This window comes from Emticicia sp. C21, from assembly GCF_003418935.1.
GTDB lineage: Bacteria > Bacteroidota > Bacteroidia > Cytophagales > Spirosomataceae > Emticicia.
Map to the genome: position 1 here is coordinate 121,840 of NZ_QVMT01000001.1, position 18,711 is coordinate 140,550.

Annotated in this window: 11 protein-coding genes; 7 read left to right on the forward strand and 4 right to left on the reverse strand. The window is 40.1% G+C overall.

What is annotated here, in order from left to right; genetic code table 11:
• Window positions 1–11: 11 nt before the first annotated feature.
• The 3 genes from D0T08_RS00550 to D0T08_RS00560 all read left to right on the forward strand — a co-directional run bounded on the left by D0T08_RS00550 (window position 12) and on the right by D0T08_RS00560 (window position 3,665).
• Window positions 12–2,468: a TonB-dependent receptor gene (locus D0T08_RS00550; RefSeq protein WP_116980620.1), complete on the forward strand. Its 2,457-nt coding sequence runs from the start codon at window positions 12–14 to the stop codon at window positions 2,466–2,468.
• A gap of 250 nt (window positions 2,469–2,718) precedes the next feature.
• Window positions 2,719–3,171, forward strand: coding sequence for a VOC family protein (locus D0T08_RS00555; RefSeq protein ID WP_116980621.1), 453 nt, complete (start codon window positions 2,719–2,721; stop codon window positions 3,169–3,171).
• A 125-nt stretch (window positions 3,172–3,296) separates the two neighbouring features.
• Complete coding sequence (locus tag D0T08_RS00560) at window positions 3,297–3,665, forward strand: YdeI family protein (RefSeq protein WP_116980622.1); 369 nt, start codon at window positions 3,297–3,299, stop codon at window positions 3,663–3,665.
• A gap of 103 nt (window positions 3,666–3,768) precedes the next feature.
• On the opposite strand, the gene D0T08_RS00565 is transcribed toward D0T08_RS00560, so the two are convergent.
• A complete protein-coding gene (locus tag D0T08_RS00565; protein WP_116980623.1) occupies window positions 3,769–4,287 on the reverse strand; it encodes a GNAT family N-acetyltransferase in 519 nt (172 codons plus the stop codon).
• Between the two features lie 262 nt (window positions 4,288–4,549).
• Here D0T08_RS00565 and D0T08_RS00570 point away from each other — a divergent pair, with 262 nt between their 5' ends.
• Complete coding sequence (locus D0T08_RS00570) at window positions 4,550–5,266, forward strand: DUF1080 domain-containing protein (protein WP_116980624.1); 717 nt, start codon at window positions 4,550–4,552, stop codon at window positions 5,264–5,266.
• A 166-nt stretch (window positions 5,267–5,432) separates the two neighbouring features.
• Here the strand turns inward: D0T08_RS00570 and D0T08_RS00575 are convergent, their stop codons facing one another.
• Complete coding sequence (locus D0T08_RS00575; RefSeq protein ID WP_116980625.1) at window positions 5,433–6,512, reverse strand: FUSC family protein; 1,080 nt, start codon at window positions 6,510–6,512, stop codon at window positions 5,433–5,435.
• Window positions 6,513–7,077: 565 nt separating this feature from the next.
• Here D0T08_RS00575 and D0T08_RS00585 point away from each other — a divergent pair.
• Complete coding sequence (locus tag D0T08_RS00585; protein ID WP_116980627.1) at window positions 7,078–7,425, forward strand: hypothetical protein; 348 nt, start codon at window positions 7,078–7,080, stop codon at window positions 7,423–7,425.
• A gap of 48 nt (window positions 7,426–7,473) precedes the next feature.
• Here D0T08_RS00585 and D0T08_RS00590 read toward each other — a convergent pair whose 3' ends face one another.
• Both D0T08_RS00590 and D0T08_RS00595 read right to left on the reverse strand, forming a co-directional pair.
• Complete coding sequence (locus D0T08_RS00590; protein ID WP_116980628.1) at window positions 7,474–8,454, reverse strand: Gfo/Idh/MocA family protein; 981 nt, start codon at window positions 8,452–8,454, stop codon at window positions 7,474–7,476.
• 179 nt (window positions 8,455–8,633) lie between these two features.
• A complete protein-coding gene (locus D0T08_RS00595; protein WP_116980629.1) occupies window positions 8,634–15,212 on the reverse strand; it encodes an ELWxxDGT repeat protein in 6,579 nt (2,192 codons plus the stop codon).
• Between the two features lie 411 nt (window positions 15,213–15,623).
• Between D0T08_RS00595 and D0T08_RS00600 the strand changes: the two genes are divergently transcribed.
• Window positions 15,624–15,962, forward strand: coding sequence for a PadR family transcriptional regulator (locus tag D0T08_RS00600; protein WP_116980630.1), 339 nt, complete (start codon window positions 15,624–15,626; stop codon window positions 15,960–15,962).
• Between the two features lie 16 nt (window positions 15,963–15,978).
• Window positions 15,979–18,639, forward strand: coding sequence for an ABC transporter permease (locus D0T08_RS00605; protein ID WP_116980631.1), 2,661 nt, complete (start codon window positions 15,979–15,981; stop codon window positions 18,637–18,639).
• The last annotated feature ends 72 nt before the right edge of the window (window positions 18,640–18,711 follow it).

Below are 18,711 nucleotides of genomic sequence, written 5' to 3' on the forward strand. Positions count from 1 at the left end.
ATAAATATTGCATGAAAAAAACTGCAAGGAAGCTTAAAGCAATACTCTTGATGGCTTTAAGCCTTGTATCAATGCTGGCAAATGCACAGAATCAAACAGGTTCAATCAGAGGTACTGTTAAAACATCAGACGGACAAGTCGCAGAATTTGTGAATGTGGGATTGAAAGGCACTAACAAAGGTGTAGCATCTAACAAAAGTGGTGGGTTTGAAATTAAGAATGTAGCACCCGGTACTTATACACTACGTATATTTTTTGTTGGTTTGGAAACAAAAGAACAAAGTGTAGAAGTAAAAGCAGGTGAAGTAACACAAGTAGGCGAAATAATACTGAATGAAAACGCTACACAATTGCAGGAAGTGGTCATCAAATCAGGAACGACACGCTTCATGAATAAAGAGAGTGAAATTGTTGCCAAAATGCCTTTGAAGTATATCGAAAATCCACAGGTATATAATACGGTTTCGTCTGAATTAATGAAACAACAGGCAGTGACTAACTATGATGATGCCATGCGCAATGTGCCCGGTATCTCAAGAACATGGGAATCGACCGGACGTGCAGGTGATGGCGCCTCTTATTTTGCACTCAGAGGCTTTGAAGCACAGACTGTACTATATAATGGTCTACCCGGTCTCACTAATGGAAACCTTGACCCTGCCAATATCGAAGAGATTCAGGTGATTAAAGGACCGTCGGGTACTTTATTTGGGGGAAGTTTTTATGCTTATGGTGGTATGATTAACACTATTACCAAAAAACCTTATTTTACTTTTGGCGGAGAAGTGGCTTATAATGCAGGCAGCTATGGATTGAACCGTATTACGGCTGATATAAATACGCCTTTGAGCAAGACAGAAAAAATTGCTATGCGTATCAATACGGCTTTTCATAACGAAGGTAGCTGGCAGGATGCAGGCTTCAAGAAATCGTACTTTATAGCCCCAAGCTTATTATATCAGGTCAATGATAGATTAACTTTCAATTTCCTGGCCGAAATATTAGAGGAAGAACGTGCGGTTCCTCCCGTGTTCTTCCATTCTAATCGTGCAGATCCATTGACTTTTAAAACCGTAAAAGACTTAAACTTAAGATATGATTTATCGTTTACCAGCAATGATTTAAGCATCAGAAACCCTCGCTTCAATATGCAGGGACAAATGACTTATAAGTTATCAGACAAATGGACTTCTCAATCTGTTATTGCCAGAGGCAGTTCAAAATCTGCCGGATATTATGGGTATATTTATGGAAATAAAGCAGGTGATAACCGCTTTGCACAATATTTTACCAACGAGCAATATACAATTAATACTACCGACATTCAGCAGAATTTCAACGGAGATTTTAAACTCGGCAATATGAGAAATCGGGTAGTACTGGGGCTTGATTACCTGACACGTAATACGGTTAATAATGCCTCGGGCTATGCATTGGCACGCTATGTAACGCCACAAGGTGAAGCAAGCTTTACCGACCCTGAAACAGAAGAAGCGATTCCTCAGTCATCATTAACCAGATCATCCATCGACCAGCTTCTGGCAAACTCAGGTATAAACGGTTGGCAGACTCTTACCGAAAGCAATACCTTCAGTATCTATGCTTCTGATGTACTGAATATCACACCTAAACTATCGGCCATGTTTAGCCTCCGTGCTGATTATTTTGATACGAAAGCTGATAAGACAACACCAGACGATGATTATAATCAATGGGCATTATCGCCTAAATTCGGTTTGGTTTATCAGCCTGTTTTGGATAAGGTTTCTATATTCGCCAACTTTATGGATGGTTTTGTGAATGTTGCTCCGGCTACGGTAGCTGACCCTGATGGTTCAAATCCAAAAGTGAAAGCTTTTAAACCTGAGCATTCAACCCAATGGGAAGTAGGTGTTAAAACCAATCTGATTTCAGACAAATTATATGCTACAGTATCATATTATGATATAAAAGTACGTAACAAAGTAACCTCTGACCCTACCAATATCAATAATCAATTGCAAGGCGGTGAAGTTGGTAGCAAAGGCTTTGAATTAGATATTACTGCAAGCCCTGTTTTAGGCTTAAATCTGGTAGCAGGTTATAGCCATAACGAGACCAAGGTTATCAAAGGTGAGCCGGATAATTTCTATCTGCAACCAGGCAGAGCTCCTGGTGGACAAGGCCCACAAGACAATGCTAATTTCTGGGCAAACTATAAGTTTAAACCTCAGAACCCAAATGGTTTCGGAATCGGTCTTGGGCTTAATTATGGTGGAGAATACAAAGTAATCGATAACGCTGCCACAGGTGTGTTTACTTTACCAAGCTATACCTTGTTGAACGGAAGCTTATTTTATAGCGCACCTAAATATCGTATAGGTCTGAACGTAAATAATATTACCAATACGCAATACTATATCGGTTATTGGTCTATCAACCCACAAAAACCAAGAACAGCAGTAGCGAGCTTTATTTATAAGTTCTAGAAAATATATTTAGCTATTGAGCGATTCTATGAATTGACTTAACCACTCATTTATTAAATGAAATAGAGTAACTCAATATTTTAGTAAACTACACTTATTTATACCAAAGGTGTTCTCTAGCATTCGTTCGAATATAAAGGGCACCTTTCTTTATCTTAAATATTTTTAAATCTTTTTTTACCCCTGACATACCTCTGTCATAACCTCTCTTTAATTTTGTTTCATCAATCAAATCGAACACAATACTCAGATGGAAGCACAAACAAAATTACGCGGAATGGCCAATGTAAGCTACTGGGCAGATGATGTAAAAGCGGCTCGTGAATGGTATAACGAAGTATTTGGTATTGAGCCTTATTTCCAAAGACCTGACGCAGAAAATCCTGCGTATATCGAATATCGCACAGGGGACTATCAACACGAAGTAGGTATTATCAATAAAAAATTCAGACCCCAACCCGCTCCAGATACACCAGGTGGAGCCATTTTATACTGGCATGTTGATCATATTGAACAATCTTTAGAACGATTACTAACCTTAGGTGCTCAACCTTATCAGTCAATTACTAAATGGGGTGAAGGCTTCATTACCGCAGCAGTCATCGACCCATTCGGAAATATTCTGGGCATTATGTATAATCGGCACTATTTGAAACAATTGAGTGAATTAGTGATTGAACCTGCGCAGCCTGGTGTTGAGTGAATAAATTAAAATTGTCAAATTATTTTAATTTATCCACGGTCTAATGCCCCATTGATGACATTACTAGTTCGTGATAAAAATAATCATTCAATCACTAATTCGCTCAATCACTCAATTCATATTTCATGGAAAATAATAAAGGAATCGAAGCAGTTTATGCCTCAACCCGCCAGGAGTGGCGTCATTGGTTGGCAGAAAATAGTCAATCAAAAAAGGCAATCTGCCTGATTATTCATCATAAAAAGAGTTCAACTAACAGTATTAATTATGCCGAATCTATAGAAGAAGCCCTATGTTATGGATGGATAGATTCTAAGGCTAATAAAAGAGATGCTGAAAGTTTCTATTTGCAATTTACTCCCCGCAAACCCAAAAGCAATTGGAGCAAAACTAATGTAGAAAGAGTAGGCAGAATGATTGCACAAGGGTTAATGACAGAACACGGCCAGAAATTTATAGATATTGCCAAACAAACCGGTAAGTGGCCTGAGTAAATGGAGAAAGGAACAAGGAGGATGGTTGAAGGAAATGGAGTTTTTCTTGTTAATTGATAATCCAGAAGCCACTTTTACAGACGGCTTCTGGCCAACGAATTTCTCAAATTTGTACACCATATACTTTATTGTAGATTTCGACTTTCACGGCGTTCAGGTCAATTTCTTCTGTAGCCATCAGGTATAAATTAATGCTATTTTTTGTAACATCATAAGCAGGCTGAATATAATCAGGGTCAGCAATCTGAAAACCATTTCTTTCATAAAACTCTATGCGTTTTTTGGCAACACTACCCATTGACGGAGGTTCGGTTTCTAGAACCAGTATTTTATACTGATTTTGTAGTTCGGCCAGTGCCCTTGCCCCTAAGCCTGTACTTCTGAATATCTGATAGATTTCAAAAAACTCGACAAACAAAAAATTGCTCATGGGCCAGGTAACAAAATACCCCATAGCATTATTGTTTGCATCGATTCCGAAAATGCGTGTGTTTTCATTAGTAAACAGTTTATAGAACTGCTCTTCAGTGCGTCGCTCATCACTCGGGAAGGTGAGGCAATATTGACTATAAATAAATTCCCACTCTTCTTTTGGCGCGGTTTTTAAGTCTCTGAAATGCATAGTTATATCTTTTTGTGGTAGGAAAGCGCTAATTTACATCACTTTATTCATAACCTTTAGGAATTGCCCCATAAAAATGATGCTAATAGAAAACTAGCGACTTATATTAAACAGCAATAATGAGAATCCATTCGTATAAATAATGGGGGTAATCGCTTTTCTATATAAATATATGTTGATAATTTGATGTGTATTTCTCCATTTACTTTTGCCAATCTACAATTACCCTTATATTTGTTTTTCAACCTTTAACACTATACAAATGAACAAGCTACTCCTCTTATTATTACTTAGTTGCACACTAATTCATACCAATGCACAGAATACATTAAGCGCAGAAGAAAAGAAAGCAGGGTGGAAATTGCTATTCGATGGAAAAGATTTTAAAGGCTGGCACGCTTATGGTGCCAAAGAACCCGGATCTGCTTGGGTAATTGAGCAAGGAGCCATTAAACTAAATGTACCCGAAAGAGCTGGTAATAAAGCCAAAAACGGAGGCGATATTGTAACAGACGAAGAAATAAAAGGCGATTTCGAACTGAAAGCTGAATGGAAAGTGAGCAAATTTGCCAACAGTGGTATTTTCTTTTTTGTGAAAGAGGCACCGGAATATAAGTTTATGCATCACACTGGTTTAGAGCTTCAGGTTATAGACGATAAGATTTACGAAGGAGCAGCAGAGAATACCCACCGTGCCAGTGATTTCTTCGGAATTGCCAATGCCCGCTTACGCGAAAGTAATCCACAAGGCGAATGGAATCAGATTCATTTCATTGTAAAGAAAGGTAAGTTGACCGTCACTCAGAACGGGTTTACAGTGCAGGAACATGATTTGAATAGCCAGGAATGGAAAGATAAAATTGCGAAAAGTGGTCTGGCAAAAGCCCCTATCGGAAAAGGAAGCTATACCGGAAGAATAGGTCTGCAGGATTGGGGTAGTACGGTTTGGTATAGAAATATCAAGATTTTAAAATATTAAACCCGATAACCGTTTAATTAATGGGAGCTGTTTAAGCTTTTTTTACTAAATATTTTTGTTTTTTTAACAGTTCCCAACTCTTATGTCCTTTAGAAAGTAGTGAATGTTTTTTTTATTTTACGGAACAATTCTCGACTTTAATCTTACAAGCTTTCATTGATAACATTTACTTCCTCAAAATCGCCACCCTCGTTTTTCTTATCTGCCTTTCAGCTTTCTGATGTAGCTTCTGATTATGCAGTAGCCAGCCGCCCAGTGCGCCAATCAGGCTGCCAATAGTAATATCTAAAAATCGAGTAGCAATTACCAGATTGGCATCTATCCCAGCCCCCCGGCTCAACTCTATCAGAAATACGGTCATGGGTGTAATAAATATTACTGCCAATGCATAATGCCTGACCACTAATATCTCAATGATATATTGCAATAGGATAATGCTGATACAGATTTGCAGGGTACTGAGATTGAGTTGCAATAAAAGCCACGAAAAACCCATGCCGATGAAAGTTCCTATAATCCTGTGGAAGCTTCTCTGCCCTACTTGTGTGGCGTTCATGCCCTGCATAATAGCCAGACACGAAATGGGTATCCAGTAGGGATTATCTAATTGAAAAATATGCCCTGTTAGCAGAGAAATAGCAATGAACAACCCCATGATAAAAGACTCAGTCAGGTTTGTATAGATTCTTTTCCTGGTGCCGGGGTCTTTCATTTTATCAGGGTATTTTCTGATAATATACAAGCTAAATGCCATAGCAAGCACAAAACCTCCCATTGTTCCAAGCGCTACTAAGCCAATCTTAGTCGGAATAGCCAACAGGTCGAATGGCATACAACTAGCCATCGAAGCAAGCATGATAAAGAAGAAATTTCCCGGAGGTGGCAATCTGAAATAATTAGTCAGCCAGTTAACACCAAAGGCATATAAACCTACTATTACGGCCGAAACATAATGATTAAAACTAAAAGCAATGCCCACCGTAAAACTCATAATAAACCCAAATGCACATACCAATAGAGTGAGCATGCGGTTTTCAAGACTCGTGGATGGTAAATATAGAATCACCAGCCCACCTATACACGCCAAAGTACCAAAATCGAGCCGACCCACATAATAGCCTACGAGCAAAGGCAAACCCGTGCACAAAGAAGCTAAAACCGGAATATGCCACAAACGTTCCGATTTCTTTAGCTGAAAAAACTGTTTAGCTTCTCGCTGGATAATATCTTTTACTTGTTCAAGCATGAAACAAAAATAACGGATTATTGAAAAGCAACTCCTCTGCTCCTATGAATATCTAACTGTATAATCAAAATCCCTTTTAAATGTTTATTAACTCCTATAAATTTCTTTTTCAATGAATATATTTCCGTTAGTTATGTTCGTTTATAGAAAAGCGTTGGTTTGAGATTAGGAGTATTTTTTTGGTAGTATCATCATAAGTGATTTCAACCACTGGAATATGTTTGGCACTTCGCTTGCCAAAGTAAATGGTGGATGGAAATGCCAGTTAGATTTGAGACCGGTAGATATTTTTACAAATACATTATTGACGGAGATTGGGCTGCCGACCCCATTATCCTGCAAATCAATTGTTAACAGGTGGCAAAGGTCATGCTGGTTTAACAGAGGTTGTGGTGCAATGATTTGTTTCTGGAATGAAAGTTATCTAGTAAAAGATTTTTTTCAAGAAATCTTATGAGAGATATATGACAAAACTTTGTTTTATTTTTCTAGTTATTGATTATTAAGGAGACAATTCCTTTTAAAATTAATTCAATAGGCAATGTTATCGAAAAAATAAGACATAATGAGTCAGGAAAAGGTCAGATATATCATTGATTATTTTTTGGATGTATTGCCAGCAGATGAACGTTTGTCCATATTTTACATCATGAGCCAATTAAAAAACAATAATGAATTTCTACCTTTTGTAACCGTTAAAGACATTTTAATCAAGCGCGGATTTATAGCTTCCGGCCAGGAATTACGAGACCTGCACAAAGAGGGTATCACGGCTTTTGAAGAAAAAGTAGCCGCCTATGTTCTAAAAAAATATGCCGACAAAGTCTATATCAATAATTGTCCGAAATGTCATCAATTAGCCCGAACTCCCCTAGCGCACCAATGCAAACATTGCGGGTATGACTGGCATTAAAAGTTATACAGTAGTTCCTCTAATTACTGACCCCTCTGCTCTTTAAGTTTATCCCCAGCGTTTTACACTTGTTTCAATCAGGCGCATTACCTCTGCCCCCTCAAAACCACTATCCGGATTTGGGCCTTTGTCTAAGAAATAGTTTACTACCGCTTCAATCATGGGTTGTTGCACGTGCAGAAGCGGTTCAAATGTGAGCACTTCGGCTTTGCCATCTATCTCAACAGTAATACTATCAGTGCTGAAAACAGTAAAACTTATCTTACCCTTTGTTCCTTGAATCTCACAATAATCCGCGGCTTTTCCGGCATTAAAGCACCAGGTTCCGTTAAAAACAACCCCGCTTTTAAACAAGATATTAGTTATTACCATATCATCAGCCTTATAGAAGCCTCCCTGGTTAGTGGCCAGACCTGTTACTTTCGCTACCTCGCCAAAGAAATAATACATCAGATCTAATTGATGTGGAGAAAGGTCATTGAATAAGCCCCCACCTGCTATGGCAGGGTCGATACGCCAGGCAGTTTTAGGGTCTGCAAATTCTTCGGGAGTTAAAGGAGTTTTGGCTAATTCGAGCCTCACTAATCTTACCTCTCCAATGGCTTTTTCTGCAATTAATTGTTTTACTTTTTTGAATCGCTGCTGCTCACGACGATAGTGTGCTACTACCAGTTTGATGTTCTTGTCTCTGGCTGTTTCTGCCATATGTAGAGCAGAGGCATAATCGCCCGTCATAGGTTTTTCCACATAAACAGGTTTTCCGGCTTTGATGGCAGCAAGAGTATATTCTTCATGCGTAGAAGGAGGCGTAGCCACATAAATCGCATTTATTTCGGGGTCGTCAATTAATTGCTGTGCATCACTATACCATTTGGGCACACCGTGTCGGCGGGCATAATCTTCTGCCTTGGCTGCATCGCGACGCATCACAGCTATTAATGATGAGTTTGGTACTTTATTAAAAGCAGGGCCGCTTTTGAGTTCGGTCACATCACCGCAACCGATAATTCCCCAGTTAATTTTTTCCATGCTGAATAGGTAGGTTTTGAAGCAAGGCAAATATCGGAGATATTATTGTAGGTAAAGAATTATTCTATAACAAATTTTCAAATAAAAAGCCAAATCAGTTCCTATCCAGAAAATGCCAGAATAAAGAGCTGATTTGGCTGAGAGAGTATAAATATTAAGCTCCCTTATCTCTCTACGCGCTAATTACAAGCCTTTATTTGTGCAGTGAAAACGGCACTTTTTTCGGCTGCAAAACCGGGTTTTAATAAAATTGAATTTCCTGCTTCAAAACTTACCCTAGGCCCTGGCGTGTAATTTATATCACCGACTTTCTTGGCTGACTCTATTTTGTTTACTGCTTTCACAGTGCTTTCTCCGGTTGAGACATTTCTGGTAACGATTGTATTCGTTTCGGCTACTGCTACAGTAATATTTGCGTTCCCTCCCGTACTGCATTGTATTAAATAAGTTGTGCTGGTAGTCGGATTGAAAGTGGCCGAAGTTCCTGTTAGAACGGTAGGCCCACCAGTCCAGGTTACAGTCCCACTGCATCCACTAGCAGATAATTTTACAGAAGTACCAGGGCAAATCACAGGCTTTTCTGGAGTAATTGTAATAAACTTTTGCCCGCCACAATTGCTATCCTGAGTAATAGTGATACTTGCCTCAGGCCCTCTACAGCCTGCACTCGATAGACAATACCCTTTATAAGTACCGGGAGCTGTAATAGTCCGTACATTTATATAGGCAGGATTAATCTCATCATTTGTTCGGGCCTGGGCAACTGACCAATAGAAAGCTTCTGACTGGCTAGCGCATTGTGCAGTTATAATGGCTATATCGCCACTACAAATCGTTGAATTATCTGTTGTAATATCCGGAGCAACAGGAACTATATTTACCATAATAGTGAAAACCTCAGAAGAATCGCTGTAGCAACCGTTAAGACTGGCAATGGCTCTATAACTCTTACTGGTTGTGGGCGAGACGCTTATACTGTTTCCGGTTAATCCACCAGTCCAATGATACGTTGAAACACCATCCACATCCGGCAACAGCGTTGAAGCCGTCAAGAGCACTGTTTCACCTGCACATATTTCATTAGTTCCTGATATAATTGGTGTCATTGGTAATGTTGTTACTACCACCCCAGTTGCCACTCTATTGCTTATACACGCACCATTGATACAACTGGCATAAAATGTAGTACTTATAGCAGGAGTCTGGCTGAGGGATGACCCGGTACCTAATGCCGTGCCCCCTGTTGCCTGATTATACCAGGTGAGAGTTCCTGTAGCACAGGTAGCTGTTAATAATATCGAACTGCCCTGGCAAATAGTATCATTAGTAACAGAAACACTTGTGGGGTCAGTTACTTGTGCCCATACCCCAACGGTACTGGTGGCTACTCTGGCACTTTCACAATTACCATTTTTACATGAGGCATAGTAAGTGGTATTTACTGTCGGAGTTTTACTGAGCCCTGTGCCTGTGCCGATGGATGAACCTCCTGATAGTTGACTATACCAGGTAACTGTACCTATAGAACATGTGGCTGCCAAAGAAACAGAAGTACCATTACAAATACTTGTTTTACTGACAGAAACGCTTGTCGGATTTGTGGGTTGAATAGTTACAGTAACCTGATTGATAAGTACACGACCACTCTCGCAAAAACTACTCTTACAGCTCGCATAATAGTTAGTATTTACAATCGGGCTCTGGCTTAATCCGTTACCAGTGCCAATAGCTATACCTCCTGTTGCCTGATTATACCAGGTGATCGTTCCCGTGATACAAGTAGCCGTCAGAGAAACTGCTGTACCACTACAAATAGCTGTATTGCCAAGAGTCACAGTGGTTGGGTTAACAGGTATGGCATGGACTACTACCTGACTGGTGGCTACTCTGTTACTCTCACAATCATTACTTATACAAGCTGCATAATAAGTAATAGTAGAGGCAGGTGTCTGAATTAAAGAAGAAACCGTTCCGATTGGTGTAGAGCCACTGGCTTGTGCATACCAACGGATAGTGCCTGTGGCGCAAGTCGCTGTTAAAGAAACCGATTCGCCTACGCAGATATCGGTTTTATTAACTGAAACAAGAGTCGGGTTATCCGGAATGGCTTTGACAGTTATTTCACTAGTAGCAACTCTCTCGCTATTGGTTTCACCTACCTGACAGGTGGCATAGTAAGTCGTTGTTGTATCTGGTATAACTGATAGTGGAGAGCCCGTACCAATTGCAGTACCTCCGGTGGTTTGATTATACCAGGCAATAATACCTTTGGCACAGGTAGCACTTAATGAAACATTCGTGCCCCTACAAATGCTTGTCAGATTTACCGATACTCCCGTCGGTTTAGCAAGTACTTCGGTCTTTAAAAAGTAGCCGCCAAAACCTCTTGTGGTAAAACTTATCTCCCAACGATTGGCTGTACTATCCCAGACTATATCTGCCATATCCGGGTTAATATCTAAAGGGTCAGATGTGTAGGTAGATGGGAGCCCGGTTTCATCGTCACTTACACCTCCAAATTTCTGAATAATGATATAAGCCATACTTTCAGTATCATCACCACCTGCAGGAAGTTTCAGAACATTTGAATTACTAGATGTATTATAGGCATCAAAATCTGCCTGTGTAAAATAAAGTGTTACTTTTCCTGTGGCAATTGAAGGATTGTTGGCAGGCCTCATTTCAAAATGACGTCTTACAAAACCTTCTATTGCTGTATTTTCAATCCATTCTTTGACATTTACCGGATTACTAACCGGGCTTAAACCTGTGGAATCAATTGCAGTGATAAGTTTATTGAACACATCACAATGGCAGGTAGTAAGGCTTGGAGTAGTATGCTTTGCACTGTTAAACTTGTTCGTTTTTCCATACTCAGTCACCACATCATTATCAGTGGTACAGCTTCCCAGGCTCCATAGTTCATTACCATATTTAAAGCCATCAAGTGTGATACTGGCAATAAAATATAATTTTCCTCCTACATTTAATAAATTATTCACATCTGTGATATGAGTAGCATTGTCAACCATTGCTATGCCATTGCTGTCACTTTTCCATAATCTGACTCCATTTACGCCATCATCAGCTGTAAAATATAAAGTACCATTTACATTCACTAAATTAGTCGGAGATGATGAGTTCTCTAAAACATTGATGTCTTTCACTAATACTGTACCATCATCAGACCCATCACTTTTCCATAATTCTATTCCATTTGTTCCGTCATTAGCTGTGAAATATAAGACACCATTTACATTGGTTAAATAGTTCGGAGAGGAATCGCCCACAGGATTTACATCTTTTACTCTCACCGTGCCAATGTCAGAACCATCGCTTTTCCAGAGTTCTATTCCAATGTCTCCGTCGTTAGCTGTGAAATATAAGGTGCCATTTACATTAACCAGATTAGAAGGAGATGAACTGCTCGAAGTATTGATGTTTTTTACCAGAACAGTTCCGTTTGGTGTACCATCGCTTTTCCATAGTTCTATTCCATGGGTTTCGTCGTAGGCAGTAAAGTATAATGTACCATTTACATTAACCAGATTAGAGGGGGATGAACTACCGGAAGGGTTAATATCTTTTACCATCACTGTCCCCTCTTCGGTGCCATTACTTCTCCATAATTCGGTACCATTTGTACCATCATTGGCAGCAAAGTATAATACTTCACCGACATTTAAAAGATTATCTGGCAATGAGTTACCTGAAGGATTTATGTATTTTACAATGATAGTTCCTTGCTCTGTACCATCACTTTTCCATAATTCGCTCCTCCCTATACCATCGTATCCTTTGAAATATAAATTACCACCCATACTCGTCAGGTTATTCATGAAACTCATATTTGAGCCTTTTGACTCAAATATTGACATTGTACCCCCTAGCGAACCATCACTCTTCCATAAGTTGAAGCTACTAAACGCACCCGGCGCTGTAAAATATAATAGCCCGTTTACGTTCGTAAGACTATTAATGCTACCACCACCACTACTTATAAGGTCTATACTCTGAAGCATACTTGTTCCTGCATCTGTCCCATCTGTCTTCCATAGTTCACCTGAATTTGAAGTAAAATACAAGGTACCATTGACATTGGTCATTGACCCTAGTGAAGCAGTTCCATCGCCAGAGTGGATGTCTTTAACCAATGAAGTACCGGCTAATGTACCGTTAGTCTTCCATAATTCGCTTCCGGTTGAATTAGTATTGGCACCAAAGTATACAATGCCGTTTATCTTGGTCAGACCCTCAAAGTTGTCCTGATTATCAATGTCACTTATCGGAACTGTTCCACTCTCTGTTCCATCACTTTTCCAGAGCTCTTTACCGTTTGTTCCGTTCTCAGCCTGAAAATACAAGACTCCATCAAAATTAGTCAGGCTCATAATATTTGCGTCGCCGGAAATATTAATATCTTTCACCATAGATGTTCCGCCCTCAGTGCCATCACTTTTCCACAATTCTTTACCATGAACACCATCGTCGGCTATAAAGTAAAAAGCACCATTAAGTTCGGTGAACACTCCTGGAACAGAATTTCCTGTAGGATTAATATCTTTTACCAGTTCTGCGATAGTTCCATTGCTTTTCCATAATTCATACCCATTTACACCATCATTAGCAGCAAAATACAATGTACCATTCAGATTGAAGACATTATTAATAATTGAATTCACAGAATTATCATTAATGTCTTTTATCACAGTGGTTCCACCTGCTGTGCCATCACTTTTCCATAATTCATATCCATACATACCAGCATCAGCAATAAAATATAAAGTACCATTCAAATCAATCAGATTACTCGGGTTTGAACTTGCAATATCAGGTGCTATATCTGCTACTAATTCAGCCCCGTCAGCAGTGCCATCTGTTTTCCATAATTCTTTTCCATTAGTATAATCACCAGCCGCAAAATATATGGTTCCATTTATATTCAAAAATCCGCTCATAGGGAAAGCACTGCCTGTCTTCAATCGCACTGTGCCGTCATCAGTTCCATCACTTTTCCATAAGTCAATTCCTCCTGAATTGAAAGCCTGAAACAGCAAAGTTCCATTTACGTTCACAAAAGTGCTTGCATTTGAAACCTTTTCGGTAACTTTTGAAGTTTCCCCTGTTATACCATCAACTTTCCATAATCCTCCCATAGTCGTTCCATCAAAGGCACTGAAATACAGATTTCCGTTAATATTGGTCAGGTTGCTTATTTGTCCATCTCCTGACGGATTTATATCTTCTACCAGTACTGTTCCTGAGTCGGTTCCATCGCTCCTCCACAATTCAGTTCCATGAACCCCATCATCGGTAACGAAGTATAAAGTATTATTGACAACAATCAATTCCTCAGGGTTAGAATTACTATTCGGGTTGATGTTTTTCACTATTTTTGTTCCACCATCAGTTCCATTACTCTCCCATAGTTCAACGCCGTTTTCTCCATCATTGGCAAAAAAATACAACTTGTCGTTAAGTTTTACAAAATTGTATGGGCTCGAACTATTAGCCCCTGCGCTGATGTTTTTCACCATATATGGCAACTGATTGAGAGCAGACACTGTAACCTCACTGGTTGCCAGACGGCTACTCTCGCAGGCACCATTACGGCAACTTGCATAGAATGTAGTGGTATTTGCCGGGTAGTATTTAAATGGAGAAGCCTCTCCTATAAGCATACCATCTGTTGCCTGATTGTACCAGCGAAGTATACCTGTAGCACAGGTAGCGTTTAAAGTCACAACTCTACCATTGACAATAGTAGTGTTATCAGCTATAATCCCCGTTGGATTGCCGGGTATTGCATTAATTACAACCCGGCCTGCATTTACTTTATTGCTTAAACAACCATCGCTCAGGCAGGCCGCATAATAAGTTATATCACTTACAGGAATATGGGTTAACAAAGATGCGCTGCCAATAGAAGTTGTGCCATTAAGGTCAGTGTACCAACGCAAGCTCCCTGAGGAGCAGGTGGCTGCTAATGTTACTGACGCCCCGGCACAGATACTTATTTTATCTACTGATACGGCTGTTGGGTCAGGTATAATTCTCACAGTTACTTCATTTGTTGGTTCCCTGGCACTCAAATCAACTTCTCTTTCGCAGGCGGCATAATATCGGGAGGTTGAACTTACAGTGACTAACAACGGCGACCCTGTTCCTATAAGCAAACCATGTTCAGCCGCATTATACCACTTAACAGTTCCCACTTCGCAAGAGGCACTTAATAAAACATTTTCACCAACACAGACATCTGTCAGACTCACTGCTACACCTGTTGGATTGCCCAATACGATTCTTACTCTTACCTCTTCTGTAGCCACTCTGTTACTAGTCATGCTTTCACTTTCACAAGCAGCGTAATAAGTTGTGGTAGAAGTTGGGGCCACAGTCAAAGGTGAGCCTGTGCCTATAGCAGAGCCAGCAGAAGCCTGATTGTACCAGGTAACTGTGCCCTCTGCGCAAGTAGCAGCCAAGTTAACAGAAGAACCACTATCAATTAATGTCGCATCAACCCATACATTAGTTGGGTCAGTCAATGATGGTATCGCCACAGAATTCTCTTTCCGGTTTTTGCTTTCTGTTTCATGACGCAAAATAGGATTTCTGAGTTGTTTTGACTCCGTTCTGACAACTTTTTTCAGTGGCTTATTTTGTCTGGAGCTTATAGAAGATTGAGCCAAGCTAAGCGTACTAATCAGACAGCAAATAGAGAAAAACACCGTATTCTTAAAGGTAAAGGTCTGTGTCATCCATAAATGAGGTTAAATCTTTAGCGAATGTATGATAATCGCTTTATGTTATTCAGCAGTTTGTCAGGTTATGCCTAGTAAAAGCATTTCATTTTAACGGCAAATTTCATACCACTATATGCACTGCATTTCTTTATATTTTGGTCGACAAAAATAACAATTTTGTCTTTATTTTTTTGAGTATTTTACCGATTGACCCAAAATTAATCAGCAAAGATTTTCGTTGGCCAAACGGGTGGTTCGCGCCGCAAAGGCTCGTCCAGAAATGGACGAAATTTGTCCGTTTCTGGACAAGTTTTTACTACCTAAAAATCTAAAATCAGCCATTCTGAGGGTTGTGAGGCGTTTTTTAATTCTGGCATTCTATTTGTTTTCTATTATTATAACAAATCATTAATAACCTGAGAATTTATGAAAAGAACCTTTTTAGGAGAGTTTGAAGAAGTAGTATTACTGGTGATAGCAGGCTGTACGGAAGAAGCCTATGGGGTAACTATCTGGGAGCGGTTACAACAGCAAACCGGACGTGCTATTACAATGAGCGCTGTGCATGCTACTCTTTACCGCCTGGAAGAGAAAGGCTATCTGGCATCTGAGTTAGGCGGTGCAACAGCCGAGCGCGGTGGCCGACGTAAACGTTTCTTCGCCCTTACCGCAACAGGAAGTAAAGCATTACTTGAAATACAGGAAATGCGGGCAAATCTCTGGCAGGAGATTCCGGCTGGTAAACTGCAGGTGATTATTAAATAAATATGAAAAAGCTATTATGACTAACAATAAACTTCCAACCCCGCCCCGCTGGCCTGACCGCCTGTTAGAATGGTTTCTGTCACCCGACATGAAAGAAGATGTCCAGGGAGATTTACATGAATTCTATCAGAAACGCATTACCCAAGTGAGCAAACGCCAGGCCGATAAAGATTATTGGCGCGCAGCACTACAGTACCTGACACCTTATTTTTTCAGCAATCAATCATCTAATCATAATTCAACTATATCCCTCTCGCCTATTATGCTTCGTAACTATTTGAAAATCGCCTGGCGTAACCTGATGCTTCGCAAGGCTTACACGGCTATTAATATACTTGGGCTTGCTATTGGTCTGGCCTCCTGCCTGCTCATTGTGTTGTTTATTCAACATGAGTTAAGCTATGATAAATATCACGCAAAAGCTGACCGAACTTTCAGAATGACTATTAGTGGTGCACTTGGGGGGAAAGAGATAAAATCTGCTCATGCAAGTGTTCCAGCCGGGCCGGCCTTAGCTCGGGAAATCCCTGGGGTTGAGGCTTTCACCCGATTGTATCATGATGGAACATTCATTGTAAAAAATGCTACCGAGAGCTTTAAAGAAGAGCGCGTTGTTTTTCCGGACTCTAATTTATTTGAGGTATTCTCTGTTCCGTTGTTGAAAGGCAACCCGAAAACAGTTCTGAGAGAACCTAATACGATGGTGATTACAGAAACCATTGCCACCAAATATTTCGGAGACAGCGACCCTATCGGCAAAACCCTGACATTAGGCGAAAAGGATGTTTACCGGATAACAGGTGTATGTAAAGATGTGCCATCCAATACGCATTTTCATTATAATATATTTGCTTCTATTAACGGTATAAAATTGCGTGAAAAATGGCTGGCCAGTGGCGCTTATACATACATAGTACTTCGTGATGGCTACTCACTGGAAAAACTGAATGCAGCTATGCCTGCCATTGTGGATAAGTATGTAGCTCCTGAAATTCAGGAATTTTTAGGCATTACTTTGGCTGAATTCAAGAAAAGAGGCGATGCCTTTGGCTTTGAATTTCAACCCATCAAAGACATTCATTTGACTTCTCATCTGGATGGTGAAATTGAAGCCAATAGTGATACGAAGTATGTATATATCTTCTCGGCTATTGCTTTGTTTATTCTGCTAATTGCTTGTATTAACTTTATGAACCTATCTACGGCTAGTTCTGCCAATCGGGCTAAAGAGGTGGGTGTGCGCAAAGTACTAGGTTCTTTGCAAGGCCAACTAATAGGGCAGTTTTTGAGCGAGTCGGTATTGATTACTTTCATGGCCTTATCGGTTGCTTTAGTAATAGTAGCTATAGCGTTACCTTACTTTAACGACCTATCAGGGAAATCATTTGAGGTGAGTGTCTTAATAAAGGGTATGATGATTCCTTTTATTTTAACGGCCTGCCTGTTTATTGGGTTATTGGCCGGAAGCTATCCTGCTTTTTTCCTGTCAGCATTCAAACCTGTAAGTGTGCTAAAAGGGAAAATCAATGCCGGATTCAAGAGCAGTTGGCTGCGTAGTACCTTGGTTACCACTCAGTTTGTGGTTTCTATCGGCATGATTATAAGCACGATGGTTGTGTATCGGCAATTAAATTATATTCAGAATAAAAAAGTAGGTTTTGATAAAGAGCAGATATTGGTTCTGCATGATACCTATGTGCTTGGCCAACAACTGAATACTTTAAAAAACGAAATCAAACAATTATCGCAGGTTGCCAATGCCACTATGGCGGGGTATATTCCTGCAGGAGCTTCGAATGGTGCTGCAGATGGATTTGAATTGGCCAATGGTTCAGACCACCCGATTACCTATCGCGACCAAACCTATTACATAGATGATGATTACCTACCTACTTTAGGTATTGGGCTGGCGGCAGGACGCAACTTTTCAAGAAATGTACGATCCGATACCGCCGCTATCTTGATTAATGAAGCTGCTGCTAAAGAATTTGGTTTCAGGAATCCTATCGGGCAGCGGCTGACAAGTGTGGGTGATTCACCGGCAAGCAAACGAACTTTTACAATAATTGGCGTGGTAAAAGATTTCCATTTTGAATCTATTCATAACCGCATTGCTCCATTGGTCATGTATTATGGCGCTGATACCTATCAGATGGCAATTCGAGTTCGTACCAGCGATATACCAGGTTTACTGGATATACTAGAGCAAAAATGGAAATCGCATACTGATAATCCATTTTCTTATTCATTTTTAAATGATAGGTTTAATAAAACCTATCAGTCAGAGCAACGTACCGGACAATTGTTCAGTGTTTTTGCATCGCTTACCATCATTATTTCTTGTCTGGGTTTATTTGGGTTAGCCATGTTTACCGCCCAACAACGCACCAAAGAAATCGGTGTCCGCAAAGTGTTAGGAGCCTCAGTTATGAGTATTATTGTATTGATGTCGAAAGATTTCATCCGTCTAATTCTCATTGCCATTCTGATAGTAAGTCCAATAGCCTGGTACATCATGAACCAATGGCTGCAGGATTTTGCTTACCGCGTTGAGCTTAGCTGGTGGATATTTGCTGTTGCGGGACTACTGGCAATAATCGTAGCGCTACTGACCGTAAGTTTCCAAAGCATCAAAGCTGCGCTGATGAATCCTATCAAAAGTTTGAAAAGCGAGTAGCAGAAGGCATGGAGCATGGGGCAGAGGGTTGGAGCTTTTTGATATGCTTATTCGCTCAACTACTTGTATATC

Bases quoted from the DNA above. Each gene is read 5' to 3' on its own strand.
- D0T08_RS00550 (WP_116980620.1), top strand. From the start codon at position 12: ATGAAAAAAACTGCAAGGAAGCTTAAAGCAATACTCTTGATGGCTTTA.
- D0T08_RS00555 (WP_116980621.1), top strand. From the start codon at position 2,719: ATGGAAGCACAAACAAAATTACGCGGAATGGCCAATGTAAGCTACTGG.
- D0T08_RS00560 (WP_116980622.1), top strand. From the start codon at position 3,297: ATGGAAAATAATAAAGGAATCGAAGCAGTTTATGCCTCAACCCGCCAG.
- D0T08_RS00565 (WP_116980623.1), bottom strand. From the start codon at position 4,287: ATGCATTTCAGAGACTTAAAAACCGCGCCAAAAGAAGAGTGGGAATTT.
- D0T08_RS00570 (WP_116980624.1), top strand. From the start codon at position 4,550: ATGAACAAGCTACTCCTCTTATTATTACTTAGTTGCACACTAATTCAT.
- D0T08_RS00575 (WP_116980625.1), bottom strand. From the start codon at position 6,512: ATGCTTGAACAAGTAAAAGATATTATCCAGCGAGAAGCTAAACAGTTT.
- D0T08_RS00585 (WP_116980627.1), top strand. From the start codon at position 7,078: ATGAGTCAGGAAAAGGTCAGATATATCATTGATTATTTTTTGGATGTA.
- D0T08_RS00590 (WP_116980628.1), bottom strand. From the start codon at position 8,454: ATGGAAAAAATTAACTGGGGAATTATCGGTTGCGGTGATGTGACCGAA.
- D0T08_RS00595 (WP_116980629.1), bottom strand. From the start codon at position 15,212: ATGACACAGACCTTTACCTTTAAGAATACGGTGTTTTTCTCTATTTGC.
- D0T08_RS00600 (WP_116980630.1), top strand. From the start codon at position 15,624: ATGAAAAGAACCTTTTTAGGAGAGTTTGAAGAAGTAGTATTACTGGTG.
- D0T08_RS00605 (WP_116980631.1), top strand. From the start codon at position 15,979: ATGACTAACAATAAACTTCCAACCCCGCCCCGCTGGCCTGACCGCCTG.